Below are 25,448 nucleotides of genomic sequence, written 5' to 3' on the forward strand. Positions count from 1 at the left end.
TGTGTTTGTCTATTTTTGTGTCTTTGTGCTCTGTCGTTTTTTCCTCTCTTGTGCCGCCGTTGCGTTCGCTTTTCCTTCCCTGCCCTTACCCTCGGCCTTTCCTCCCTGTCCTCTCCCGTTGCGTTTGCGCTTGTGTTTCCGCGTGTCGTTCTTGTCGTCCCTGTCTTTCTCGCCGCCCCTCCCGTGGCGGTGGCGGTCGTTCCGACTGGAACGACGACGGCGCCAGCGGTCGCGGCGGCGACGACAACGGCGACGACGATGACGACAACGGCAACGACAACGGCAACGGCAACGGTGGAGGCAAGGGCGGCAAGGGAGGCGGTAAGGGCGGCAACGGTAACAACAGCGACAACGGCGACAACGCGACGTACAAGGACAAGGACGACAACAACGGGAAGGGCAGCAGTAAGGGCAGTAAGGGCAGCAAGGGCAGCAAGGGCAAGAGCGGAAAGGACAGCAAGGGCAACAAGGGCGGAAAGGGCCACGACAAGGGCCACCACAAGAAGTACAAGAAGCACCACAAGAAGCAGTGCAACAAGCACGGCTACCGGTTCAGCTTCAGCTACAAGTACAGCGTGAGCTATGGCTATGGCGTTGGGTTCGGCAAGGGCGTCCACGCCCTCGGTCTCGGCAAGGGCCTCAACGACTTCGACTACGGGTTCGGTGACAAGTCCGGCCGCGGCTACGGCGGTCTGTACAGCTCGGGTTCGCTGAACGTGCTCATCTGACGCGGGGCTGCCGCCGGGTACGACGAGGGCCGGGAGGAACGTTGTGTTCCTCCCGGCCCCGCGTACGTGCGCTTCGCGTCAGCCGAGGTCGGACGCGTTGATGTAGCCGCTCTTGACCAGCAGCTTCTGGTAGTTGCCCTTGTCGACGCCGACCGGGGAGATCAGGTACGACGGCACGATCTTGTTGCCGTTGTCGTACGTGTCCTTGTCGTTGATCTCGGGCTGCCGGCCGCCGAGGATGTCCTGGGCCATCTGGACCGCGCGGGCCGCGAGCTTGCGGGTGTCCTTGTAGACCGTCATGGACTGATCGCCCTTGATGATCTCCTTCACCGAGTCGACCTCGGCGTCCTGGCCGGTGATGACCGGCATCGGCTTGGCCGTGGTGCCGTAGCCCCCGGTCTTCAGCGCCTGGATGACGCCGCGGGCGATGCCGTCGTTGGGGGCGAGGACGGCGTCCACGGTGGAGCTGCCCTTGTAGTGGTTCCTCAGCCGGGTCGCCATCGTCTCGGTGGCGATCGCCGCGTCCCAGTGGAACGTCGCCACCTGACTCAGGCGGGTCTGGTCGCTCTTCACGACCAGCTGACCCTTGTCGATGTACTTCTGCAGGACGTCCATCGCGCCCTTGAAGAAGAACGAGGCGTTGTTGTCGTCGGGGTCGCCGGCGAAGACCTCGAGGTTGTACGGCCCGTTGCCGGACTTCAACCCGAGCTTCCGCTCGATGTACTCGCCCTGGATCGTGCCGACCTGGGCGTTGTTGAAGCTCGCGTAGTAGTCGACGTTGCTGGAGCCCAGCAGGAGGCGGTCGTAGGCGATGACCTTGACGCCCGCCCTCGACGCCTTCTGGAGGGCGTCGCCGAGCTCGAATCCGTCGACCGCTCCGATGATCAGGAGCTTGTCGCCCCGGTCGATCATCGCCTCGACCTGGTCGACCTGCGTGTTGACCTTGTCGTCGGCGTACTGCAGGTCGGTCTTGTACCCCTGGGCCTTGAACAGCTTGGACATGTTGTCGCCGTCGGCGATCCAGCGGGTCTGCTTCTTGGTGGGAAGGGCGATGCCCACCGTGACTTCGCCGCCCTGCCCGCCCGAATCGCCGCCGCAGCCGGTGGCCGCTGCCGTCAGGGAGAAGGTGAGGACCACCAGGGACACGGTACGCAGCCTGGCAGTTCTGCCAGCGTGCATGGGACTCAGTTCCTTTCGGGCCGAACAAAAGTGTGCTCTCATCGCCCACCCCCGAGAGCGACAGTGTCCGGGCCCGTCACGGAGATCCGTGGCAGCCCAGCGATCCGCCGGAGCCCGGTGAACTGCTGATGCGTCAGGCCCGAGGAATGCTGTGGGAGGACGACGGCAGCACGCCGCGCTCCCGGTCCCGGCGAGGCCCGTGACCACCGGACCCCACCTGGACGGATACCTCGAAGTTGGATCCGGACAATAGCACAGCCACTCGTACGGACGTTCAGCCGACCGGCACCGCGTTCGGGCTCGCCTGGGTTCCGCTCCCGGGGACCGGCTCGGAGGCGTCGGCGCCCAGCGCGACGATCCGGTTGTCCGCGTCGACGTGCACCACCCGCGGCCGCAGCGCACGGGCCTCCGCGTCGTCGACCTGCGCGTAGCTGATGAGGATGACCAGGTCCCCGGGGTGCACCAGATGCGCGGCGGCACCGTTGATGCCGATCACCCCGGAGCCGCGGCGGCCCTCGATGACGTAGGTCTCCAGTCGGGCGCCGTTGGTGATGTCCACGATGTGGACCAGCTCGCCGGGCAACAGGTCGGCGGCGTCCATCAGATCGGCGTCGACGGTGACGGAGCCGACGTAGTGCAGGTCGGCCTCGGTCACGGTGGCACGGTGGACCTTGGACTTGAACATGGTGCGCAGCACGGCTCACACTCCTGATGCGGACGGTCGCGTCCCGGTCGGGGTACGCGCCTGATAAGGCCATGGTAGTCGGCGCGAACCACCGGCCCCGAGGTACCCGTTCGCGTCAGTGACTGCCGCTTCCGCCCCACCTCTAGGCAAGTGGACCAATAGCCGGATATCTTCCCTGCCTGCCGCCTCGCCGCGGCGTGGCACAGGCTCGGGGAAGGGGCGCCGTGCGCGAGTTCAGCCTTCCGCCCCGGGCGGAGCAACTGCGGTCGGGGGGACTCGCCGACTCGGTGTACGACGCGGCCGACAGGCGCCCGGACGCGGCCGTCCTGGCCCGGCGCGAGGGGCACGAGGGCGACCGCTGGCAGGAGGTCGGCGCCGCGGCCTTCCGCGACGAGGTGGCCGAACTGGCCCGCGGTCTGGTGGCGGACGGTGTCCGCTTCGGCGAGCCGGTGGCGGTGATGGCCCGCACCCGGTACGAGTGGACGCTGTTCTCCTACGCGCTGTGGTCGGTGGGCGCCCGGATCGTCCCCGTCTATCCCACCTCCTCGGCCGAGCAGGTCCGCTGGATCCTCGCCGACTCCGGGGCGGTCGCGGTCGTCGTCGAGCACGAGGACCACGCCATGACGGTGGGCGCCGTCTGCGACACGCTGCCCGCGCTGCGCCGGATCTGGCAGTTGGACGCAGGGTGCGTCCCGTGGCTGGCGGCGCTGGGCCGGCAGGTCCACCCGGTGATGCTGGACCAGTTGCGCTGGGCGGTCGAGCCGCAGTCGGTGGCGGTGATCGCCTACACCTCGGGCACCACGGGGCCGCCCAGGGGCTGCCTGATCACCCACGCCAACCTCGCCGCCGAGTGCGACACGCTGCTGGCCGGGTACGGTTCGATCTTCGCCCCGCCGGGGGTGCGGCCGTCGGTGCTGGCGTTCCTGCCCATGTCGCACATCTACGGGCTGATGGTGACCACCTGCGCGGTGCGCGGCGGCGTGCTGCTCGGTCACCAGCCCGACCTGACCCCCGGCGAACTCCTCCCGGCGTTCCGTTCCTTCCGGCCGACCATCCTGCTCGCCGTCCCGTACGTCTACGAGAAGATCATCCAGGGCGCGCGGAACACCGCCGCCCGCGGCGGCAAGGCCCATGTCTTCGACCGGGCGGCGAACGTGGCGGTGCGCTACGCCGAGGCCGTGGAGCGGCACGCACTGGGCTCGGGTCCGGGGCCGGGACCGCTGCTGCGGGCGGCGCACTCGGCGTTCGACCGGATGGTCTACGGGCGGATCCGGGACGTGCTGGGCGGGCGCGTGCACTACACCGTCTCGGGCGGGTCCCCGCTCAGCCGGGAGCTGGCGCTGCTGTTCGCGGGTGCCGGGCTCACCATCTACGACGGGTACGGGCTGACCGAGACCACGGCCGCGGTGACCGCGCAGCCGCTGGGGAAGGTGCGCTTCGGCACCGTGGGCCGGCCGCTGCCGGGCAGCGCGGTGCGGATCGCACCGGACGGCGAGGTGCTGGTGCGGGGGACGACGGTCTTCGCCGGCTACCACGCCGACCCGGTCGCGAACCACGAGGTGTGGCGCCGCGGCGGCTGGATGGCCACCGGCGACATGGGCTCTCTCGACCCGGACGGGTACCTGACGATCACCGGGCGGAAGAAGGACATCATCATCACCAGCGGCGGCAAGAGCGTGGCGCCGCTGGTGCTGGAGGAGCGGCTGCGGGCGCACCCGCTGGTCTCGCAGTGCATCGTGGTCGGCGACAACAGGCCCTTCGTCGCGGCGCTGATCACCCTGGACCGCGAGGCCGTCCAGCTGCGGACCGCGATGGCCGAGCCTGACGTGCACGCCGAGGTCCAGCGCGCGGTGTCGATGGCCAACGCGGCGGTCTCGCGGGCCGAGTCGATCCGGGCGTTCCGCATCCTGCCGCACGAGTTCTCGGTGGAGAACGGGATGCTGACGCCCTCGCTGAAGCTCCGCAGGAACACGATCGTCAGCGAGTACGCGGCGCAGATCGAGTCGATCTACGCCTCTCCGGCCCCCTGACCGGCTCCGCCGGCGCCGCCCCCGTCCAGCAGCCGGCGCAGCCGGTCGAGGAACGTCCGCTGGGCGGAGAGGATCTTCCCGTGGGCGGCCGGGCCGAGCGGGAACCACGCGGCCCGGTCGACCTCGGGGAACTCCCGGACCCGGCCCGAGCCCCGGGGCCACTCCATGGAGAAGGTCCCGGGCACCACAAGGCCGGTGTCGAGGTCGCCCTCCAGCGCCCAGACGGTCACGACCTTCCCGCCCGGCTGCAGGTTCTCGCCGAGCGGCAGCAGCTCGCCCTGCGGCACGGGCAGGCCCAGTTCCTCCAGGAACTCGCGCCGGGCGGCCGCCTCGGCGGTCTCGTCGGGCTCGTACTCGCCCTTGGGGATGGTCCAGGCCCCGGCGTCCTTGGACGACCAGAACGGGCCGCCCATGTGGGCCAGCAGCACCTCGGGCGCGCCGCGCGGGGTGCCGCGGAAGAGCAGGATCCCCGCGCTGCGCTTGACCGCCTTGTCCGCCATCCGACCAGTGTGGCCGGTCAGCCGCGGGCCAGCCACAGGTCTGGGCCGAAGACCTCGTAGTGCACGTCCGCGGCGGGCACGCCGCGTTCGATGAGCTGGCTGCGCACGGCGCGCATGAAGGGCAGCGGGCCGCACAGGTAGGCCCGCAGGCCGTCCGGCAGGTCGACGCCGGACAGGTCGACCCGGCCGGTGCGGTCGCCGGGGACGGCGTCGGTGCCCGGGTCCTCGTACCAGAAGTGGGCGCTGCCCCCGGGGAGCTTCTCGGTCAGGGCGCGGTGGTCGGCGGCGTGGGCGTGGTGCCCCGGCGTACGGTCGCCGTGGACGACGGTCACGGGGGCGCCGTAGCCGTCGCCGGCGAGCCGGTGCAGCATGGCGAGCATCGGGGTGCAGCCGATGCCGGCGGAGGCGAGCAGCAGGGGCCCGCCGTCGTCGTGGAGGACGATGTCGCCGTAGGGGGCCGACAGCTCGACGAGGGCGCCCTCGCCCACGTGGTCGTGGAGGTGGCCGGAGACCTCGCCGGCCGGGTCCCCGGCGACGCCGCGCTCGCGCTTGACGGTGATCTGCCGGGTGGTGTCGCCGGGCGCGCCGGAGAGGCTGTACTGCCGGATCTGCCGGGCGCCGTCGGGGAGTTCGACGCGCACCGAGACGTACTGGCCGGGGCCGAAGTCGGGCAGCGGCAGGCCGTCCGCGGGACGGAGCCGGAGGGAGACGACGTCCTCGGTCTCCTGCACCTTCGCGGCGACCTCCCAGGGGCGCCAGGTGTCCCCGGCGAGGACGCCGTGCTCGGCGTAGAGCCGCTGCTCGATGGCGATGAGGGCGTTGGCCATCAGCCAGTAGACCTCGTCCCAGGCGGCGGCGACCTCCTCGGTGACGGCGTCGCCCAGCACTTCGGCGATGGCGGCGAAGAGGTGCTCCTGCACGATGTGGTACTGGCCGGGGGTGATGCCGAGCGACGCGTGCTTGTGGGCGATGCGGGAGAGCATCGCGTCGGGGCGCTGTCCGGGGTGCTCGACCAGGACGGTGGCGAAGTGCGCGATGGCTCCGGCGAGCGCCTCGCGCTGCGTGCCGGCCGCCTGGTTGCCGCGGTTGAACAGGTCCCTCAGCAACTCGGGGTGGGCGGCGAAGAGCCGGTCGTAGAAGAGCGCGGTGATCTCGGAGATCGCGCCGCCGACGGCGGGCAGGGTGGCGCGGACGGTCGCTGCGGACTTCTCGCTGAGCATGGACGGCTCCCTAATTGGTATCTGATATTCGCATTAAAGGGCGTGCAGAGACCCGCCCTCGGCGGGCGGTCGGTTCGGATGGGCCGGATCAGCCCCGCGGACCGGGCGGGCCGGAGCCGACCAGCCCCACCAGGACGGGTCCGGTGGGCGCGGCGGTCAGATCGGCGACGGTGAGCGGGTCCAGGGAGGCGTAGAAGGCCTCCTGCGCCCGGCGCAGCGCGCCGCGCAGCCGGCAGGCGCCGGCGAGCGGACAGGGTGTCTCGCCCTCGCAGTCCACGACGTCGCCGACACCCTCCAGCTCCCGCACCAGGCGGCCGACCGAGGCCGCCCGCCCGGCGGCGGTGAGCTCCAGGCCACCGCCGCGCCCCCGGCGGGTCTCGACGACCCCCAGGTGCTGCAGCCGGGCCACCACCTTGGCCAGGTGCGAGTACGGGACCCGCATCGCCTCGGCCACGTCCCGGGCGGTGGACGGCTCGTCCTTGACGGACAGGGCCATCACCGCGCGGAGCGCGAGGTCGGTGGACTTCGTCAGGCGCATGCCTTGAGGCTAGATAATGCGCATCAGGGATTCAAGTTAAGGGGGGGTCGTGCGGCCCACGTCACACGTACTCCGTGGCGGCGTCCAGCAGCCAGTCGGCCAGGTAGCCGGCGAAGGAGGAGCGGACCAGCACCCAGAAGCCCGCCCGCACCTCCTCCCTGGCCACCAGCACCACCTGGGCGCGGGCCAGCGCGGTCTGCGCGCAGCGGCCGGGGGTGAACACCCGCGGGTGCAGGTCGAGCGAGCAGCCGTGGGCCAGCAGGTCGCGGGCGCGGGGGCCGGAGACCAGCAGGGTGGTGCGCTGGGCGGAGACCTCGGTGACGGAGACGTGCGCCTCGCCCGCGGCCTTGCGCAGACGGGCCTCCAGGTCCTCCTGGGCGCCGGGCGGCCCGACGACCAGCCACTGGTCGGGGCCGAGCCACAGGACCGCCAGGTCCCCGGTGCGGACGGCCGTGCACGGCTCCAGGGGCAGCGGTGCGCCCAGGGCGAGCCCGGCGGCCTCTGCGGCCGGGCCCCCGGGGTCCAGGCGCAGGTCGATCTGCGTGAGGAAGGGCAGTTCGGCCAGGCGCAGGGCGCCTCCCGAGGCGCGGGTCGTGGCGGCGAGCCGGCCGGCCGCGGCCGACAGCGGACTGAGCCGGGCGACGGTGTCAGCCATCACGGCGGGCCCCCTCGGGGTCGTAGAGGACGGGGGAGGCGACGGTCACGGGCACCAGACGGTCGCCGACGGGCGCGTACAGCCGCTCCCCCACCCGCTGCCGACCGCCCTTGACCAGGGCGAGCGCGAAGGTGCGGCCCAGGGCGGCACTGCGGTAGCTGGAACTGACGTGGCCGAGCGCCGGAACGGGCGGTCCGGGCGGCACCGGGTCCGCGACGAGGTGGGTGCCCTCCGGGAGCAGCAGGCCCGGGTCCTCGGGCAGCAGGCCGACGAGGTGCTTGCGGTCGGGGCGTGCGGTGTCGGTGCGGGCGTGCGACCGCTTGCCGATGAAGTCGCGCTTCTTCTTCGACACGACCCAGCCCATGCCGAGGTCCTGCGGGGTGACCGTGCCGTCGGTGTCCTGGCCGACGATCGGATAGCCCTTCTCGGCGCGCAGCACGTGCATCGTCTCGGTGCCGTACGGGGTGGCGCCCGCGGCCCGCACCGCCTCCCACAGGGCCGTAGCCCGCCAGGGCGGGACGTTGATCTCGTACGCGAGCTCCCCGGAGAAGCTGATCCGGCACACCCTCGCCGGCAGCCCCGCCACCGTCGCGTCGCGCCAGGCCATGAAGGGGAAGTCGGCGTTGTCCACGGCCAGTCCGGGGGCGAGCGCGCCCAGCACCTCGCGCGAGCGCGGGCCCACGAGGGCGACGGTGGCCCACTGCTCGGTCACCGAGGTGCAGTGGGCGCGCAGTTCCGGCCACTCGGTCTGCAGCCACTCCTCCATCCAGTCCAGGACGGCGGCGGCGTTGCCCGTGGTCGTCGTGACCAGGAAGCGGTCCTCCGCGAGCCGGATGACCGTGCCGTCGTCGAAGACCATGCCGTCCTGGCGGCACATGACGCCGTAGCGGATCATCCCCGTGCGCAGGGTGGACATCAGGTTGGTGTAGAGCCGGTCCAGGAACTCCGCCGCGTCCGGGCCCTGGACGTCGATCTTGCCGAGGGTCGAGGCGTCCATGAAGGCCACGTCCTCGCGGGCGGCCCGGCACTCGCGCAGGACGGCCGCCGCCATGTCCTCGCCGGGGCGCGGGTAGTACCGGGGGCGTTTCCACTGCCCCACGTCCTCGAAGACCGCGCCGCCGGCGAGGTGGAGGTCGTGCAGCGCGGTCACCCGGACCGGGTCGTGGAGCGCGCCCCGGTCGCAGCCCGCGAGCGCGGCGAAGGACACCGGCGCGTACGGGGGGCGGTATGTCGTCGTGCCGAGCGCGGACACCTCCACGCCGAGCAGGCCCGCGACGACGCCCGAGGCCAGGACGCCGGAGGTCTTCCCCTGGTCGTTCGCGGTGCCCGCGGTGGTGTACCGCTTGGTGTGCTCCACCGAGCGCATCCCCGTACCGGCCGCACGCGCCAGGTCGGCCACGGTGACGTCGCGCTGCAGGTCGACGAAGCGCGGGCCGGGGGCCGGGACGGGGACGTCGAAGAGGACGGTCGGCGGGCGCCCGGGTCCCGGCTCAGCCGGCGGGACGAGGGGCCGCGCCGGCGTGAAGCCCTCGGCCGCGAGCGCCCGGGCGGCGGCCGCCACGCCCTCCGCGGGCGTGGCGGCGAACTCCACGGCCTGGTGCGTCGATCCGGGCACCGGGACGAAGGTGCCGAGGGCCCCGTCGTACCGCAGGGCGCCGCCCGCCTGGCTGTAGAGGTGGCCCACGGGGTTCCAGCCGCCCGAGACCAGCAGCAGGTCGGCCTCGATCCGCCGGTCGCCCACCAGGACGGCCGTCAGCCGGTCCGTCCCCTCGGTGCCGGTGACGTACGCGCCGTCACGGGCGTCGACCACCGCCGCGATCTCCACGCCGGCGGCGGCCAGGTCGCGCACGACGTCGCCGGTGCTGTCGTTGGTGGTGAACACGACGGCCCTGCGCCCGGGTACGACGCCGTAGCGGCGGACGTAGGCGCGGGCCGCGCCGGCCAGCATGACGCCGGGACGGTCGTTGTCGGGGAAGGCCAGCGAACGCTCGTGCGCGCCGGTGGCGAGCACGACCCAGCGGGCGCGGACGCGGTGGACGCGTTCGCGGGACACGTGGACGGGGGCGGCGGCGCCGAGGTGGTTCGTGCGGCGCTCGACGGCGAGGACGTGGTTGTCGTCGTAGTGGCCGAAAACCGTCGTACGGCGCAGGACGCGGATCCCGGGTTCGGCGGCGAGGAGGGCCTCGGTCTCCGCGGCCCAGTCCAGGTGCCGTCCGCTGCCGAGGAGGCTGCCGCCCGGTTCCGGCTGGTCGTCGGCGAGGATCACCCGCGCCCCGCTGCCGGCCGCCACGGCCGCCGCCGCCAGCCCGGTGGGGCCCGCGCCGACGACCAGCAGGTCGCAGTGGGCGTGGACGGCGTCGTAGCGGGCCGGGTCGGGCTCGGTGGCGAGCCGGCCCCGACCGGGCAGGCCGGTCGCCACGAGGCCGTCGTACAGCTCGACGGTCGTCGCGGGCAGCATCGGTTCCGGGAATGGGAACTCGATCTGCACCAGGGCGTTGGGCTCCTCCACCCCGGCGGAGAAGATGCCGCGCGGACGCCCCAGCCTGATGCCGGTACCGGTGGCGACGACCCCGTGGGCGAGCAGCGCGGAGGCCAGGGTGTCCCCGCGGTAGCCGGTGTACGTGGTGCCGTCGAAGGTGAACGTCAGGGGCGTGGCGCGGTCGATCCGCCCGCCCTCGGCGAGCCGGAAGGGCTGTGCCGGGTCACGCGCCGGCCGCAGGGCGGGGGCCGGGGCGGCCGGCGCGCGCGACGCCGCCGGGCCGACGGCCGTTGACGGGCCGGGGTCCGGGGCGGACGCGCCGTTGACGAAGCGGTTCGTCGCCGTGTCGCGCACCGCGTCGAACCAGCGGCGGCAGCCCGCGGCGTGCATCCAGCGTTCGGCGAAGGGACCCTTGGGGTTGTCGCGGAAGAAGAGGTGGCGGGCCCACTCCTCGTCCGTCAGGGCCGCCGGGTCCCGCGGGTAGGCGAGGTGCGCCTGACCGCCGTAGTGGAACTCGGCCTCGTCGCGGGGCCCGCACCAGGGGCAGGGGATGAGCAGCATCGATCGGGCTCCTCAGTGGGCGACCGCGGCCGCGCCGTGCTCGTCGACGAGCGCGCCGGTGGTGAATCGTTCGAGCGAGAAGGGCGCGGCCAGGGCGTGCGGGCTGTCGTGGGCGATGGTGTCCGCGTAGACCCAGCCCACCCCGGGGGTGGCCTTGAAACCGCCGGTGCCCCAGCCGCAGTTGAGGTAGAGGCCGTGGACCGGGGTGAGGCCGACGATCGGCGAGGCGTCCGGGCTGACGTCGACGATGCCGCCCCAGGTGCGCAGCAGGTGGGCGCGGGCGAAGACCGGGAAGAGTTCCAGTGCGGCGGCCATCTGCCGCTCGATGACGTGGAACGCGCCGCGCTGGGTGTAGGAGTTGTAGGCGTCGATGCCCGCGCCCATGACCAGTTCGCCCTTGTGGGCCTGGCTGACGTACACGTGCACCGCGTTGGACATGACGACCGTGGGGTGCACGGGCTCCAGCAGCTCGCTCACCAGCGCCTGCAGCGGGTGGCTCTGCAGCGGCAGGTCGAAACCGGCCATCCGCGCCAGCACCGAGGTGTGGCCGGCCGCGCAGAGCGCCACCTTGCCCGCGGCGATGGGCCCGAGGTTCGTCCGTACGCCGGTGACCCGGCCGTCGTGGACGTCGATGCCGGTCACCTCGCAGTTCTGGACGAGGTCGACACCGGCCGCGTCGGCCGAGCGGGCCAGGCCCCAGGCCACGTGGTCGTGCTTGGCGATCCCCGCGCGGGGCTGGTAGGTCCCGCCCATCACCGGGTACCGCACGTCCGGCGAGGTGTTGACGATCGGGCAGACCTTCTTCACCTGCGCGGGGTCGAGCCACTGGGCGTCGACTCCGTTCAGCCGGTTGGCCTCGACCCGGCGGACGCCGTCTCGTACGTCCTGGAGGCTGTGGGCGAGGTTGAGGACCCCGCGCTGGGAGAACAGGATCGGGTAGTCCAGTTCCTCCTCCAGGCCCTCCCACAGCTTCAGGGCGTGCTCGTAGATGCCCGCGCTCTCGTCCCAGAGGTAGTTGGAGCGGATGATCGTGGTGTTGCGGGCCATGTTGCCGCCCGCGAGCCAGCCCCTCTCCAGCACGGCCACGTCGGTGATGCCGTGGTTGCGCGCCAGGTAGTGCGCGGTGGCCAGGCCGTGCCCGCCGCCGCCGACGACGACCACGTCGTAGGAGCGCTTGGGTTCGGGCGTGCGCCAGAGGAACTCCGGGTGCTCGGGGAGGTCGGCACCCGGGGTGCGCGGGGTCATCGGGCGTCGTCTCCGTCCTGCGGCAGGTGCGGGTAGAGCGGGTGCGCGGCGGCGAGCGCCTCGGTGCGGGCCCGCAGGGCGGGCAGGTCGGGCGCGGGGCTCAGGGCGAGCGCCATGACGTCGGCGACCTCGGCGAAGTCGTCCTCGGTGAAACCGCGGGTGGCCAGGGCGGGCGTGCCGATGCGCAGCCCCGAGGTGACCATGGGCGGGCGCGGGTCGAAGGGGACGGCGTTGCGGTTGACGGTGACGCCGATCGAGTGCAGCAGGTCCTCGGCCTGACGGCCGTCGAGGGCGCAGGCGCGCAGGTCGACGAGGACGAGGTGCACGTCGGTGCCTCCGGTGAGCACCGACACGCCCGCCCGCGCGGCGTCGTCCCGCGTCAGGCGCTCGGCCAGGATGCGGGCACCGGCCAGGGTGCGGGCCTGGCGTTCCCTGAACTCCTCCCCGGCGGCGACCTTGAAGGAGACCGCCTTCGCGGCGATCACGTGCTCCAGAGGGCCGCCCTGCATACCGGGGAAGACCGCCGAGTTCAGCTTCTTGGCGAGATCGGCGTCGTCGGTCAGGATCACTCCCCCGCGCGGTCCGCCGAGCGTCTTGTGGGTGGTCGTGGTGGTGACGTGGGCGTACGGGACGGGGTTCGGGTGGAGCCCTGCGGCGACCAGGCCCGCGAAGTGCGCCATGTCGACCAGGAGCAGCGCCCCGACCTCGTCGGCGATGCGGCGGAAGGCGGCGAAGTCCAGCTGCCGGGGATACGCCGACCAGCCCGCGATGATCATCTTCGGGCGGTGTTCCTTGGCGAGCCGCTCGACCTCGTCCATGTCGACCCGGTGGTCGGTCGCGGAGACGTGGTACGGGACGACGTCGAGCATCTTCCCGGAGTAGTTGAGCCGCATCCCGTGCGTGAGGTGGCCGCCGTGCGCGAGGTCCAGCCCGAGCACGGTGTCGCCGGGCCGCAGCAGGGCGAAGAGCACGGCGGTGTTGGCCTGCGCCCCGGAGTGCGGCTGGACGTTGGCGTGGGCGGCGCCGAAGAGGGCCTTGACGCGCTCGACGGCGAGCCGCTCGGTGACGTCGACGTGCTCGCAGCCGCCGTAGTACCGGCGGCCGGGGTAGCCCTCTGCGTACTTGTTGGTCAGCACCGAGCCCTGGGCCTCCATGACGGCGGCGGGCGCGAAGTTCTCCGAGGCGATCATCTCCAGGGTGGACCGCTGACGGGCCAGTTCGGCGCGCAGCGCGGCGTGCACCTCGGGGTCGACTTCGGACAGGCGGGCGGTCAGCGGGTTCATGCGCGGGGCTTCCTCTCAGCGGCGGCGTCGGAGGTCTCGCGGTGGTGCCGTCCGCGGGATGTCAGCCGCGGAGGCGGGACATGGCCGGGTCGAACAGCGGCTCCGCGGCGACCCGCGCCGCCACGCGCCGGTCGAAGTAGGCGATGTCGAGGGCGCGCCCCGGCACGGCGAGCTCCGCCGGCAGCCAGGCGTAGGCGATGCCCTTGCCGACCGTGTAGCCGTAGGCGGCGCTGGTGACGTAGCCGACGGGCCGGTCGCCGTCGTACACCGGTTCCTTGCCCATCACCACGGAGCCCGGGTCGTCGACGGTCAGGCAGGTGAGCCTGCGCCGCGCTTGGTCCCGGCGCCGGGCGAGCGCGGCCTTGCCGGTGAAGTCGTCCTTGTCCTCCCTGACGGCGAAGGCGAGGCCGGCCTCGTAGGGGTCGTGCTCGAAGGTCATGTCGGTGCCGAAGGAGCGGTACCCCTTCTCCAGACGCAGGCTGTTGAAGGCCCCGCGCCCGGCGGGGATGCCGCCCAGCGGCCGGGCGGCGGCCAGCAGGGTGTCCCAGAGCTTCAGACCCAGGTCCGCCGTGGTGTACAGCTCCCAGCCCAGTTCGCCGACGTAGGACAGCCGCATCGCCGTGACGGGCACGGCCCCGACGTGCGCCCGCTTGGCGCGGAAGTACTTCAGTCCGGCGTCGGAGAAGTCCGCGTCGGCGAGCGGCTGCAGGACCTCGCGGGCGAGCGGTCCCCACAGGCCGATGCAGCAGGTGCCCGCGGTGATGTCGCGGACCGCGACGGTGCCGTCGCCGGGGAGGTGCCGGGTGAGCCAGTCCAGGTCCAGGTTGCCGTTGACGCCGACCTGGAAGAGGTCGCGGCCGAGCCGGGCCACCGTGATGTCGCTGCGGATGCCGCCGTCGTGGTCCAGGAGCAGGGTGTAGGTCACCGACCCGACCGATTTGTCGACGTTGCCGGTGGTGAGCCGCTGCAGGAAGGCGGCGGCGCCGCGTCCGGTGACCTCCAGGCGCTTGAGCGCGGTCATGTCGTACAGGGCGACGGTCTCCCGGGTGACCTGGGCCTCGGCACCGACGACCGGCGACCAGTAGCGGGCCGCCCAGTCGCCCGGGACGGGGAGGGAACGGCCCTCCACCAGGCCGGCGTTGCTCTCGTACCACTGCGGCCGCTCCCAGCCGTTCGCCTCCAGGAAGAAGGCCCCGAGCTCCTCCTGGCGGGGGTGGAAGGGGCTGGTGCGGATCGGGCGCGGGGCGCCCGTGGGCTGGAGCGGGTGGATGATGTCGTAGACCTCGACGAAGTTGCGGCAGTCGCGGGCGAGCACGTAGTCGGGCGCGAGCTGGTGCGACTCGAAGCGGTTGACGTCGCATTCGTGGAGGTCGAAGGACGAGCAGTGGCCGTCCACCAGCCATTCGGCCATCGCCCGGCCGACGCCGGCCGAGTGCGTGACCCAGACGGCCTCGGCGACCCAGAACCCCTTCACCTGTGGCGACTCGCCGAGCAGCGGCATGCCGTCGGTGGTGAAGGAGAACAGTCCGTTGATGCCCTCCTCGACCTTGGCGTCGCGGGTGGCGGGCAGCAGGGACCGGGTCTCGGTCCAGGCGTCGGCGAAGTCGTCCTCGGTGAACTCCAGGACGGACGGCATCCCGTCCGCGGCGTCGAACGAGGCGATGTCGTCGACGGGGACCGGCATGGGGCGGTGGCCGTAGGAGCCGATGCCGATGCGGTCGTGGTGGTCGCGGTAGTAGAGGTCGGCGTCCTGGTGGCGCAGGATCGGGCGGACGGCCTCGGCGGCCTGGCCCGCCAGGGCGGGGACCGGGCCGGTCCAGGCGAGCTGGTGGGCGAGCGGGGTGAGCGGCAGCTCCATGCCCGCCATCCGGGCCACCTTGGGGCCCCAGATGCCGGCGCAGCAGACGACGACGTCGGCCGCGAGCGCACCGCCGCGGTCGGTGACGACCCCGGTGACGCGGCCGTCGTCCTGGGTGACGGCGAGGACTTCGTGACGTTCGAGGAAGCGGACGCCGCGCGCGGCGGCGCGCCGGGTCTGCGCCTCGACGGCGAGGACGGCCTTGGCGAGGCCGTCGGTGGGGACGAACAGTCCGCCCAGGACGCGTGAGCGGTCCAGCAGCGGGTGGAGCGCGGCGCATTCTTCGGGTCCGACGACCCGGGCCCCGACGCCCCACGAGGTCACCCAGCCGTGCCGCCGGTGCAGTTCGGCCAGGCGCTCGGGGGTGGTGGCCACCTCCAGGCCGCCGACTTGGAGGAAGCAGGGCTGCCCGTCGACGTCGAGGGAGCGGAGCTTGTCCACGGTGTAGCGGGCGAGTTCGGTCATGGTCTTGGAGGGGTTGGTCTGGAACACCAGGCCCGGGGCGTGGGACGAGGAGCCCCCGGTGGCGGGGAGCGGCCCCTGGTCGACGACCGTGACGTCGGTCCAGCCGGCGGAGGACAGTTCGTCGGCCAGCGCCGCCCCCACGACGCCCGCTCCGATGATGACCACGCGGGGTCCCGTCATCGCCAAACCTCCCAGTTGCTGTCAGCGCAACATGATTCAGGTTGCGCAACTCAATGTGCCGGGCGCCGGAGAGGGTGTCAAGAGGCCCGCCAGGGGCGGGAGAAGGCCGCCGGGAGGCGGCTGGAGCGGCCCCGGGAGGGCCTGGTGACCGCCCGGGGAACGACGGTGCCCGGCGGGCTGTCGGAACAGCCCGCCGGGCACGGGAACGGCGCGTTGCGCCCCGGTGGCGCGGGGCGGGGTTACTTGACCCAGGCGTCCACCTTGCCGGGGTTCGCCTTCACCCACTTCTCGGCGGCGGCTTCGGGGCTCATCTTGTCGACGGCGATGTACTTGGCGACGAGGTTCTGGTCCTCGTTCGTCCAGCTGAAGTTCTTCACCAGGTCGTAGGCCGGGCTGCCGGAGCCGGCGAACTTCTTGCTGACGATCTTGTCCAGGTCGTAGACGGGGTAGTCGCAGGCGACCTTCTCCGCGTCGGCGTCGCAGCCGGCCTCGTACGGCGGCAGCTCGACCTTGGCGAGCGGGACCTCCGACAGGAACCACTGGGGCTCGTAGAAGTAGCCGAGCAGCCACTGCTTCTTGGCCTCGGCCTGCCGGAAGGCCTGGATCAGCGCGGTCTCGCTGCCCGCGTACACCACCTTGAAGTCCAGCTCGAGGTTCTTCACCAGGGCGGCGTCGTTGGTGACGTACGACGGGTCGCCGTCCAGGAGCTGGCCCTTGCCGCCGGACTCGGAGGTGCGGAACTCGTCGGCGTACTTGTCGAGGTTCTTCCAGTCCGTGATGTCCGGGTGCTCCTTCGCCAGCCACGGCGGCACGTACCAGCCGATCACGCCCTTGTTGCCGGTCGGGCCCGCCTCGACGGCGGTCTTCTGCTGCTCGACGTACTTCTTCTTCAGGTCGTCGTGGCCCCAGTTCTCCAGGATCGCGTCGACCTCGCCGGTGCCGAAGCCCTGCCAGGCGATCTCCTCCTTGAGGTCCTTCTTCTTGACCGTGCAGCCCAGCTTCTCCTCGGCGACGTACGCCACGACCGCCGCGTCCGCCTCGTAGCCGACCCAGGGGTTGACCGCCAGGTTGAAGGTGCCGCACTTGCCGGAGGAGCCCCCGGAACCGGCGTCCGACCCACCGACCTTGGCGCCGCCGCAGCCGGTGAGGACGAGCCCCAGTGCCGCGGCCCCGGCCGCCCCGGCACGCCATCGCGCCGACCGGCCGGCCGCCGTCAGGTGTGTTGCCATGTGTCTACCGCCTCCTGCCCTAGCGCCCGCCGGGCACCCTCGTGGTGCGCCCGGCCGCGGCCTGAGTGATCCGGTCGAACATCACGCCGAGCAAGACGATGGCGAGTCCCGCCGCCAGCCCCTTGCCGTACAGCTCGCCCTGCGAGAAGCCGGCCACGACGTCGTAGCCGAGGGCGCCCGCACCGACCAGGCCGCCCACCACGACCATCGACAGCACGTAGATCAGGCCCTGGTTGGTCGCGAGCACCAGGGCGCCGCGCGACATCGGCAGCTGGACCTTGGTGACGAGCTGCCAGGTGCTGGACCCGGCCGCCGCCGCGGCCTCCACCGTCGTCCCCGGCACGCCCCGGACGCCGTCGGCGACGATCTTCACCGTCACGGGCGCGGCGTACACGACGGCGGCGACGATCGCGGTGAAGCGGCTCGCGCCGAACAGCGCGAGGAACGGTACGAGGTAGACGAAGGGCGGCATGGTCTGCGCCGCGTCCAGGCCGGGCCGGACGATCCGGTCGGCGAGCGCGCTGCGGCCCATCCACACGCCCACCGTGACCCCGAGCAGCATCACCAGCAGCGTCGCCACGACGGTCGAGGCGAGCGTGGTCATCGCGTCCTGCCACACCCCGGTGCCCACCAGCAGCGCCACGCACACCGCGGCGGTGCCGCCGGCGCCGAGGCCGCCGAGGACCGTTCCCAGGGCCACCAGCACGAGGCCGGTGAGCCACCACGGGGAGTCGGTGAGCAGGGTCTGGAAGGGGTTGAGGAGCGCGTTGGTGAGCACGTCGCGAAGGGCGCCCGTGACCCCGGACAGGTGCTCCTGCGCCCAGGTGGTCACGGTGTCGGCGGCACTCGCCAGGGAGCGCCCCGCTCCGCCCTCGCCGGGGAACTCCGCGGCCCAGACGTAGGTGTGGGACAGCCAGGCGGCGACCGCCGCGGCGACGGCGCCCGCGGCGAGCAGCGGCCCGCGCCGGCGCCGCAGGCGCCCGCCGGAGCCCTGCCCCCGCTCCGTCCTGACGGCGGCCGCGGTGGTGACCCGGTCCAGGACGATGGCCATGACGACGATGGCGAGGCCGGCGTTGAAGGCGGTGCCGACGTCGAGCGACTGCAGGGCCTGGACGACGGTCTTGCCGAGGCCGGGGGCGTCGATGAGGGCCGCGATGGTCACCATGGACAGGGCCGCCATGATGCTCTGGTTGACGCCCATCACCACGGTGCGCCGCGACATCGGCAGCAGCACCTTGGTGAGGGTCTGCACCCTGGTCGAACCGAGCGACTCCGCCGCCTCCACCGTGGTCGCGGGTACCGAGCGGATGGCGTGCGCGGTGATGCGGACGGCGGGCGGCGCCGCGTAGATCAGGGTGGCGATGGTGGCGGAGGCCGGCCCGATGAGGAAGAAGAGGGTGAGCGGCGCCAGGTAGACGAAGGTCGGCATCGTCTGCATGAAGTCCAGCACGGGTGTCAGGACGCGGTTCACCCGCGGCGACAGCCCGGCCCACACGCCCAGCGGGATGCCGAACAGCAGCGCCACCAGCACCGCCGACACGGTGAGCGCCAGGGTGTCCATGCTCTCCTGCCACAGGCCCTGCAGCCCGAAGAAGGTGAAGCCCGCGACGGCCAGCAGCGCCACGCGCCAGTTGCCCAGCGCCCAGGAGAGGTAGCCGGCGATCGCGACCACGCCGAGCCATCCGATCTGCGGCACCGGGCGGCCGTCGGGCGGCTGCGAGATCAGCGTCTGGACGAAGGTCACCAGGGTGTCGATGACCAGCCGGATCTCGTTGAAGAAGTAGAGGAAGAGCGGGTTGCTGTTGCGGTCCGCGCCGATGGTGTCGTTGACGTCGTTGAACCAGCGGTGCAGCGAGGTCAGGTCGGCCGCCGCGAGGGTGAGCGTCTGCCGGCCGCGCAGGAGCGCGAAGAGCACCAGCCACAGCACGACGATGCCCGCCACGACGGCCCGGCGGCGCAGCCGGACGGGCGCGAGCCGTTCGCGGGCCCCGGAGGCGGCGACCGCCATCACGCGCCGCCTTCCCGGCCCGCGACGACGGCGAGGATCTCCTCGTCGCCGACGACGCCGAGCAGCCGCCCGTCCTCGACGACCCTGACCGGCTTCTCGGCGGCGAGCACGGCCCGTGTCGCCTCGCGGACGACGGTGCCGGGTCCGAGTTCGGGGCCGTCGAGGGCGTCGTCGGGCCGCGGGTCGCGCATGATCCAGCGGAGCGTCAGCACGTCGGCCCGCGGCACGTCCTTGACGAAGTCGCGCACGTAGTCGTCGGCGGGGGCGCCGACCAGTTCGTCGCCCGTGCCGCACTGCACCGTCCGGCCGTCGCGCATGATCACGATGCGGTCGCCGAGCTTGAGTGCCTCGGACAGGTCGTGGGTGATGAACACCATCGTCTTGCCGACCTCGTGGTGGAGGCGGATGACCTCGTTCTGCATGTCGCGGCGGATCAGCGGGTCGAGCGCGGAGAACGGCTCGTCGAAGAAGAGGATGCCGGGGTCCCCCGCCAGTGCCCGGGCCAGGCCGACGCGCTGCTGCATGCCGCCGGAGAGCTGGTCGGGGTAGGAGTTCTCGTAGCCCGCCAGGCCCACCAGTTCGACGACCTCCAGGGCCCGTTTGACGCGCTCGGCCCGGCCCATGCCGCGGATCTCCAGGCCGTACGCGACGTTGTCGACGACCCTGCGGTGCGGCAGCAGGCCGAAGTGCTGGAAGACCATGGAGAACCTGTTGCGGCGCAGTTCGCGCAGCCGCTTGGCGTCGGCGGCGAGGACGTCCTCGCCCTCCAGGACGACCTGGCCGGCGGTGGGTTCCACGAGCCGGGTCAGACAGCGCACCAGGGTCGACTTGCCGGAGCCGGACAGGCCCATCACGACGAACACCTCGCCGGGCGCGACGTCGAAGTGGACGTCGCGCACGGCCGCGGTGCAACCCGTGCGCTCCATCAGCTCACGGCGGCCGAGCCCGCGCAGCTCCTGCGATTCCGGCACCCTGTCGCTCTTCGGCCCGAACACCTTCCACAGCCCGCGCACGGAGATGACCGCGTTCCGGTCCTGGTCCTGGTCCTCGTCGTGGGACGCGCCGCGCCGCTGCGGCACATCGGTCGGTGCTGGGGTCACGGTCGGCCTCTCCTGGGCGTTCAGCCGCGGAACCAGTGCTGCGGCCTGGGTCGGATGTTCTGCCAGATGTGCTTGGGCTCGCGGTACTCGTCCAGGCCGGTCGGTCCCAGCTCCCGGCCCACGCCCGAGTGGCCGAAGCCGCCCCATTCCGCCTGCGGTACGTAGGGGTGGTAGTCGTTGATCCACACGGTGCCGTGGCGCAGCCGGCGGGCGACCCGCTGGGCGCGGCCGGCGTCCCTGGTCCAGACGGCCCCGGCGAGGCCGTACTCGGTGTCGTTGGCGATGCGTACGGCGTCGTCCTCGTCGGTGAAGCGCTCGACGGTCAGCACGGGCCCGAAGGACTCCTCGTGGACGACGCGCATGCCCTGGTCGCAGTCGTCGAGGACGGTCGGCGGGTAGTAGAAGCCGTCCTGGAGCGCAGGGTCCGCGGGGCGGGCGCCGCCGCAGCGCAGCACGGCGCCCTCGGCGATCCCGGCGGCGACGTACGCCTCGACCTTGTCGCGGTGGGCGGCGGAGATCAGCGGGCCCGTCTCGGCCGCGGGGTCGAAGGGACCGCCGAGGCGGATCGCGCCGGCGCGCCGTACGACCTCGTCGACGAAGGCGTCGTGGACCGTGTCCTGCACGATCAGCCGGGCCCCGGCGGAGCAGACCTGGCCGGAGTGCAGGAAGACGGCCGTGAGCGCGAAGTCCACGGCCGTCTCGAAGTCGGCGTCGGCGAAGACCACGTTGGGGTTCTTGCCGCCGAGTTCGAGGGCGACCCTCTTCACCGTGGCGGCGGCCGCGGCCATGACCCGCTTGCCGGTCTCCAGGCCGCCGGTGAAGGAGACCATGTCGACGCCGGGGTGCTCGGCGAGCGGGGCGCCGGCCCCGGGCCCGGCGCCGAGGACCAGGTTTCCGGCCCCGGGCGGGAGTCCGGCCTCCTCCAGGGCCCGCATCAGGAGCACGGAGGTGGAAGGCGTCAGCTCGCTGGGCTTGAGGACGAACGTGTTGCCCGCGACGAGCGCGGGCGCGACCTTCCAGGAAGCCTGCAGCAGTGGGTAGTTCCAGGGGGTGATCAGGACGCAGACGCCGACCGGCTCGTACTCGACACGGCTGACCGCGTCGTCGCGGCCGGTGTCGACGACCCGTCCGGCGGAGACCCCCGCGATGCCGCCGTAGTGGCGCAGGCAGGCGACGACGTCGGCGACGTCGTACTCGCTCTCCACGAGCCGCTTGCCGGTGTCGAGGGATTCGGCGCGGGCGAATTCCTTGGCGTCCCGTTCGACGATGCCTGCGGTGCGGAGCAGGAGGGCGCCGCGTTCGCGCTCCGGGGTGCGCGGCCAGGGGCCGTGGTCGAAAGCGGCGCGGGCGGCGGCGACCGCGGCCTCCGCGTCGGCGCCGGTCGCCTCGGAGACCGTCGCGACGAGCACTCCGTCGGCGGGGCAGCGGATCTCCCGGCGGCCTCCGGCCACCGCCTCGCGCCACTCTCCGTCCAGGTACAGGTCTGCCACGCGCGGAGTCCTCGCTTCGTTGCACATAGCGCATCGAATTGCTTGTGGTGGAACACCCTGTCCGAACGGCCACCGGCCGTCAAGGGGTGCCACGGGGTGTACGGCACATCTTGATCCGGTGAACGCGGCACCGGACACGATCAGTTGGCGGTGGCGTCGCGGTGCCGGTAGAACTGCGCCTTCGAGGGCGGCAGCGGTTCACGGCCGAGGATCAGATCCGCGGCCTTCTCGGCGATCATCATCACGGGGGCGTAGATGTTGCCGTTGGTCACGTAGGGCATCACGGAGGCGTCGACCACGCGGAGCCCCTCCACGCCGTGCACCCGCATGCTCGCCGGGTCGACGACGGCCATCGCGTCGGTGCCCAGCCTGCAGGTGCAGGACGGGTGGAGGGCGGTCTCGCCCTCCTTGGCGACCCACGCCAGGATCTCCTCGTCGGTCTCGACCCCGGGGCCGGGCGAGACCTCGCCGCCGTTGAAGGGGGCGAGCGCGGGCCGGCCGAGGATGTCGCGGGCGACGCGCACCGCCTCGACCCACTCGCGGCGGTCCTGTTCGGTGGAGAGGTAGTTGAAGCGCAGCGCGGGCTTCTCGCGCGGGTCCCTGCTCCTGATCTTCACCGAGCCGCGGGCGTCGGAGTACATCGGCCCCACGTGCACCTGGTAGCCGTGGCCGCCGGCCGGGGCCGAGCCGTCGTAGCGCACCGCGATGGGCAGGAAGTGGAACATCAGGTTGGGGTAGTCCACGTCCTCGTTGCTGCGCGCGAAACCGCCGGCCTCGAAGTGGTTGGTGGCGGCGGGACCCTTGCGGAAGAGCCACTGCAGACCGATGAACGGGTAGCGCCACTTGGCCAGGTACGGCTGCATGGAGACCGGCTGCGTGCAGGCGTACTGGACGTAGACCTCCAGGTGGTCCTGGAGGTTCTCGCCGACGCCCGGCAGGTCGTGCACGACGTCGATGCCGAGCGCGGCCAGTTCCCCGGCGTTGCCGACGCCCGACAGTTGCAGCAGCTGGGGCGAGTTGACGGCCCCGCCGCACAGGACGACCTCGCGGGCGCGCACCTGTTCGCGGATGCCCTTGCGGCGTTCGTACTCCACGCCCACGGCGCGCTTGCCCTCGAAGAGCACCCGGGTGACCAGGGTCCGGGTCCGTACCGTCAGGTTGGGGCGCCTGCGCACCGGGTCGAGGTAGGCCCGGGCGGCGGAGAGCCGGCGGCCGCGGTGGACGTTGCGGTCGAAGGGCGCGAAGCCCTCCTGGCGGAAGCCGTTGACGTCGTCGGTGAGCGGATGCCCCGCCTCCTGAACCGCCTCGAGGAAGGCGGGGAACAGCGGGCTGGAGGCGGGCCCGCGCTCCAGGACGAGCGGACCGTCGTGGCCGCGGAACTCGTCGTCGGGGCCGGCGGCGAGGCAGTTCTCCATGCGCTGGAAGTACGGCAGGCAGTGGGCGTAGTCCCACTGCTCCATGCCGGGGCCCTCGGCCCAGCGTTCGTAGTCCAAGGGGTTGCCGCGCTGGAAGATCATGCCGTTGATGCTGCTGGAGCCGCCGAGCACCTTGCCCCGGGCGTGGTAGATCCGCCGTCCGCCCATGTGGGGCTCGGGCTCGGACTCGTAGCCCCAGTCGTAGAAGCGGCTGCCGATGGGGAAGGTGAGCGCCGCCGGCATGTGGATGAAGACGTCCCACGGGTAGTCGGGGCGGCCGGCCTCCAGCACCAGGACACGGTTGCCCGGATCGGCGGAGAGCCGGTTCGCGAGGGCGCAACCGGCGGAGCCCCCACCGACGATGACGAAGTCGTACTGCACGGGAGCCATGTCAGCCTCGTCTCACTCGTCTGGCTTGTCTCGCTTGAATCGCTCGTCTCGATCGCGCGGTCGACAGGTCGACTGGCGCAGCATGCTAGTACGGTGCCGCTATGCGCACCAGGTTGCGAGCCGCGCAACTTGACAGCGGAGTTTCGGCGGTGTTTCCCGTCCGGACTCCGCCGGGGAACCCCGGCGCTGTTGTTTACCGCGCGTATAGTTTCGCTGTGAGCAACTTCAGTGCAGATACCGAAACAACCGCTGCGCAGCCGGGCGGCGTCCAGTCCGTGGACCGGGCCATCAGCGTGCTGGAGATCCTGGCGCAGCGCGGCGAGGCCGGCGTGAGCGAGGTCGCCGCCGAGATCGAGGTCCACAAGTCGACGGCGTTCCGGCTGCTCGGCGCGCTGGAGGCACGCGGGCTGGTGGAGCAGGCGGGCGAGCGCGGAAAGTACCGGCTCGGCTTCGGCATCGTGCGGCTGGCCGGCGCGGTGACCGGCCGCATCGACATCACCCAGCAGGGCCGGCCGGTCTGCGAACGGCTCGCCGAGGAGATCGGCGAGACCGTCAACATCGCCGTGATGGAGAAGCACTTCGCGATCAACCTGTACCAGGTGCGCGGACCGGCGGCGGTGACCGCGCACAACTGGGTCGGCCAGCTGACGCCGTTGCACGCGACCTCCAGTGGCAAGACCCTGCTGGCCCACCTCTCCGCCGCGCAGCGCGCGGAACTCCTCACGGACGCGGGCCTGGAGAAACTGACCCCGCACACCCTCACCTCGCGGACGAGGCTGGAGAAGAACCTCGCCGAGGCCAGGGAGCGCGGGTACGCCTGGACGCTGGAGGAACTGGAGATCGGCCTGCACGCGATGGCCGCCCCCGTCCGCTCCCGCGACGGCGAGGTCATCGCCGCCGTCAGCGCCTCCGGCCCCTCGTACCGCTTCACGCAGGAGCGCATGCACGAGCTCGCGCCGCTGCTGGTCGCCGGCGCGGCCGAGATCAGCCACCGCATGGGCTACCTGGGCTGAGCCGTGCCGAGGCGCTCGAGGACCCAGTCGTGGAAGCCGGCGATGTGGTGCTCGCTGGGGACCAGCACCCCGCCCTTGGCGTAGAGCCGGGAGCCCATCGCGGGCTGGCAGCGCTCGCAGGCCTCGAAGTCCTGGCGGTTGACCCGGTCGAAGAGCTCCACCGAGCGGCCGACGTCCCTGCCCGCGGTGACGACCTCCTCCAGGTAGAGCCAGTCGCACTCGACGACCGTGCGGTCGGCCGCGACCGGGTACATGCGGTGGAAGATCACGTGATCCGGCACCAGGTTGACGAAGACCTGCGGCTTGATGGTGATCGCGTAGTAGCGCCGGTCCTGGGCCGCGGAGACCCCCGGTATACGGTCCAGTCCCGGCGAGCCGTCCACCGTGAAGCCCTCGATGTCCGCGCCGAACTCGGCGCCGTGGCCGACGTAGTACTGCGCGGCGTAGCCGCCGGCGAACTCCGGCAGCACCTCGGTCAGTTCGGGGTGGATCGTGGCGCAGTGGTAGCACTCCATGAAGTTCTCGACGATGAGCTTCCAGTTGGCCCTGACGTCGTAGACGATCCGCCGGCCGACCCTCAGGTCCTCGATGCCGTAGCGCTCCAGGGACTCCACGTCCCCGAGCCGGGTGACCACCTCGCCGACCACCTGCTCCTCGAAGGAGGGCGGGTCCTCGGCCAGGCAGACCCAGACGTAGCCCAGCCATTCGCGGACGTGGACGGGGACGAGCCCGTACTCGGTGCGGCCGACGTCGGGCATCTTGGTGAGGTTGGGGGCCGCCACGAGCCTGCCGTCCAGGTCGTACGTCCAGGCGTGGTAAGGGCATTGGAACGCCCGCCTGACCTCGCCGCCCTCCTCGGTGAGCAGCCGGGCGCCGCGGTGCCGGCACACGTTGTAGAAGGCGCGCACCGCGTGGTCCCGGGACCGGGTGACCAGGATGCTCTCGCGGCCGACGTCCACGGTCCTGAAGGCGCCCGGCCTGCCGAGCTCGGAGGAGCGCGCCACGCAGAACCACATCGTCTCGAAGATGCGCTCCTGCTCCTGGGCGAAGATCCCGGGGTCCGTGTAGTAGGAGCCGGGGAGGGTGGCGATCAGGCTGTCCGGCAGGCCGGTCGGGGTCACGGGCACTCCTTGCGGGACGTTGTGTAATGAGCAACGGAGTGTGCACTGCGCAACTGCAGCATGTGGTGCCGCTCCG

Annotated in this window: 19 protein-coding genes; 3 read left to right on the forward strand and 16 right to left on the reverse strand. The window is 72.1% G+C overall.

All coding sequences use genetic code 11. The features are described from left to right. Nucleotides 1–728, forward strand: a 728-nt coding sequence (locus PV350_RS23005; protein ID WP_500335787.1) for a hypothetical protein, incomplete at its 5' end; no start/stop codon positions are given. Nucleotides 729–806: 78 nt separating this feature from the next. On the opposite strand, the gene chvE is transcribed toward PV350_RS23005, so the two are convergent. Then, nucleotides 807–1,907, reverse strand: a complete 1,101-nt coding sequence (chvE, locus tag PV350_RS23010) for a multiple monosaccharide ABC transporter substrate-binding protein (protein WP_499515348.1) — start codon at nt 1,905–1,907, stop codon at nt 807–809. A 274-nt stretch (nt 1,908–2,181) separates the two neighbouring features. Further along, a complete protein-coding gene (gene panD, locus PV350_RS23015; protein ID WP_499515347.1) occupies nt 2,182–2,604 on the reverse strand; it encodes an aspartate 1-decarboxylase in 423 nt (140 codons plus the stop codon). Between the two features lie 212 nt (nt 2,605–2,816). Here panD and PV350_RS23020 point away from each other — a divergent pair, with 212 nt between their 5' ends. Next, complete coding sequence (locus PV350_RS23020; RefSeq protein WP_499515346.1) at nt 2,817–4,622, forward strand: AMP-dependent synthetase/ligase; 1,806 nt, start codon at nt 2,817–2,819, stop codon at nt 4,620–4,622. On the opposite strand, the gene PV350_RS23025 is transcribed toward PV350_RS23020, so the two are convergent. From PV350_RS23025 to betA, 13 genes are all read right to left on the reverse strand, one after another. Continuing rightward, the gene (locus PV350_RS23025; protein WP_499515345.1) at nt 4,601–5,122 is read right to left on the reverse strand and encodes an NUDIX hydrolase; all 522 of its coding nucleotides are present in this window, start codon (nt 5,120–5,122) and stop codon (nt 4,601–4,603) included. The genes PV350_RS23020 and PV350_RS23025 overlap by 22 nt on opposite strands. Nucleotides 5,123–5,139: 17 nt before the next feature. Then, nucleotides 5,140–6,342: a globin domain-containing protein gene (locus tag PV350_RS23030; RefSeq protein WP_499515344.1), complete on the reverse strand. Its 1,203-nt coding sequence runs from the start codon at nt 6,340–6,342 to the stop codon at nt 5,140–5,142. Nucleotides 6,343–6,430: 88 nt separating this feature from the next. Beyond that, nucleotides 6,431–6,880, reverse strand: coding sequence for an RrF2 family transcriptional regulator (locus PV350_RS23035; protein WP_499515343.1), 450 nt, complete (start codon nt 6,878–6,880; stop codon nt 6,431–6,433). Between the two features lie 61 nt (nt 6,881–6,941). Next, the gene (locus PV350_RS23040; RefSeq protein ID WP_500335788.1) at nt 6,942–7,535 is read right to left on the reverse strand and encodes a sarcosine oxidase subunit gamma; all 594 of its coding nucleotides are present in this window, start codon (nt 7,533–7,535) and stop codon (nt 6,942–6,944) included. Further along, nucleotides 7,528–10,575 (reverse strand): sarcosine oxidase subunit delta, encoded by a 3,048-nt coding sequence (locus tag PV350_RS23045; protein WP_500335789.1) that lies wholly within the window; start codon nt 10,573–10,575, stop codon nt 7,528–7,530. Before PV350_RS23045 ends, PV350_RS23040 begins: the two co-directional genes overlap by 8 nt. A gap of 12 nt (nt 10,576–10,587) precedes the next feature. Next, on the reverse strand, nt 10,588–11,820 hold the full coding sequence (locus PV350_RS23050; protein ID WP_500335790.1) for a sarcosine oxidase subunit beta family protein: 1,233 nt from the start codon (nt 11,818–11,820) through the stop codon (nt 10,588–10,590). Continuing rightward, complete coding sequence (glyA, locus tag PV350_RS23055; protein WP_500335792.1) at nt 11,817–13,103, reverse strand: serine hydroxymethyltransferase; 1,287 nt, start codon at nt 13,101–13,103, stop codon at nt 11,817–11,819. Before glyA ends, PV350_RS23050 begins: the two co-directional genes overlap by 4 nt. 61 nt (nt 13,104–13,164) lie before the next feature. Beyond that, nucleotides 13,165–15,606 carry a GcvT family protein gene (locus tag PV350_RS23060; protein ID WP_500335794.1) on the reverse strand — a complete coding sequence of 814 codons (2,442 nt, stop codon included), beginning with the start codon at nt 15,604–15,606 and terminating at the stop codon, nt 13,165–13,167. A 239-nt stretch (nt 15,607–15,845) separates the two neighbouring features. Beyond that, on the reverse strand, nt 15,846–16,835 hold the full coding sequence (locus PV350_RS23065) for an ABC transporter substrate-binding protein (RefSeq protein ID WP_500335795.1): 990 nt from the start codon (nt 16,833–16,835) through the stop codon (nt 15,846–15,848). A gap of 19 nt (nt 16,836–16,854) precedes the next feature. Continuing rightward, nucleotides 16,855–18,843, reverse strand: a complete 1,989-nt coding sequence (locus PV350_RS23070) for an ABC transporter permease (protein WP_500335797.1) — start codon at nt 18,841–18,843, stop codon at nt 16,855–16,857. Next, the gene (locus tag PV350_RS23075; RefSeq protein ID WP_500335799.1) at nt 18,843–19,943 is read right to left on the reverse strand and encodes a quaternary amine ABC transporter ATP-binding protein; all 1,101 of its coding nucleotides are present in this window, start codon (nt 19,941–19,943) and stop codon (nt 18,843–18,845) included. Before PV350_RS23075 ends, PV350_RS23070 begins: the two co-directional genes overlap by 1 nt. Nucleotides 19,944–19,963: 20 nt before the next feature. Next, entirely contained in the window at nt 19,964–21,433 is a 1,470-nt protein-coding gene (locus PV350_RS23080) for an aldehyde dehydrogenase family protein (RefSeq protein ID WP_500335801.1), read from the reverse strand. A gap of 140 nt (nt 21,434–21,573) precedes the next feature. Next, nucleotides 21,574–23,238, reverse strand: a complete 1,665-nt coding sequence (betA, locus tag PV350_RS23085) for a choline dehydrogenase (protein ID WP_500335803.1) — start codon at nt 23,236–23,238, stop codon at nt 21,574–21,576. Between the two features lie 215 nt (nt 23,239–23,453). On the opposite strand from betA, the gene PV350_RS23090 reads away from it, so the two are divergent. Continuing rightward, the gene (locus PV350_RS23090; RefSeq protein ID WP_500335805.1) at nt 23,454–24,251 is read left to right on the forward strand and encodes an IclR family transcriptional regulator; all 798 of its coding nucleotides are present in this window, start codon (nt 23,454–23,456) and stop codon (nt 24,249–24,251) included. Here the strand turns inward: PV350_RS23090 and PV350_RS23095 are convergent. Beyond that, a complete protein-coding gene (locus PV350_RS23095) occupies nt 24,239–25,372 on the reverse strand; it encodes an aromatic ring-hydroxylating oxygenase subunit alpha (RefSeq protein ID WP_499515331.1) in 1,134 nt (377 codons plus the stop codon). The genes PV350_RS23090 and PV350_RS23095 overlap by 13 nt on opposite strands. Between the last annotated feature and the right edge of the window lie 76 nt (nt 25,373–25,448).

This window comes from Streptomyces sp. PA03-6a (genome assembly GCF_033792765.1).
Classification (GTDB): Bacteria; Actinomycetota; Actinomycetes; order Streptomycetales; family Streptomycetaceae; genus Actinacidiphila.

Bases quoted from the DNA above. Each gene is read 5' to 3' on its own strand.
- PV350_RS23035 (WP_499515343.1), bottom strand. From the start codon at position 6,880: ATGCGCCTGACGAAGTCCACCGACCTCGCGCTCCGCGCGGTGATGGCC.
- PV350_RS23040 (WP_500335788.1), bottom strand. From the start codon at position 7,535: ATGGCTGACACCGTCGCCCGGCTCAGTCCGCTGTCGGCCGCGGCCGGC.
- betA (WP_500335803.1), bottom strand. From the start codon at position 23,238: ATGGCTCCCGTGCAGTACGACTTCGTCATCGTCGGTGGGGGCTCCGCC.
- PV350_RS23045 (WP_500335789.1), bottom strand. From the start codon at position 10,575: ATGCTGCTCATCCCCTGCCCCTGGTGCGGGCCCCGCGACGAGGCCGAG.
- glyA (WP_500335792.1), bottom strand. From the start codon at position 13,103: ATGAACCCGCTGACCGCCCGCCTGTCCGAAGTCGACCCCGAGGTGCAC.
- chvE (WP_499515348.1), bottom strand. From the start codon at position 1,907: ATGCACGCTGGCAGAACTGCCAGGCTGCGTACCGTGTCCCTGGTGGTC.
- PV350_RS23030 (WP_499515344.1), bottom strand. From the start codon at position 6,342: ATGCTCAGCGAGAAGTCCGCAGCGACCGTCCGCGCCACCCTGCCCGCC.
- PV350_RS23050 (WP_500335790.1), bottom strand. From the start codon at position 11,820: ATGACCCCGCGCACCCCGGGTGCCGACCTCCCCGAGCACCCGGAGTTC.
- PV350_RS23065 (WP_500335795.1), bottom strand. From the start codon at position 16,835: ATGGCAACACACCTGACGGCGGCCGGCCGGTCGGCGCGATGGCGTGCC.
- PV350_RS23025 (WP_499515345.1), bottom strand. From the start codon at position 5,122: ATGGCGGACAAGGCGGTCAAGCGCAGCGCGGGGATCCTGCTCTTCCGC.
- PV350_RS23070 (WP_500335797.1), bottom strand. From the start codon at position 18,843: ATGGCGGTCGCCGCCTCCGGGGCCCGCGAACGGCTCGCGCCCGTCCGG.
- PV350_RS23060 (WP_500335794.1), bottom strand. From the start codon at position 15,606: ATGACGGGACCCCGCGTGGTCATCATCGGAGCGGGCGTCGTGGGGGCG.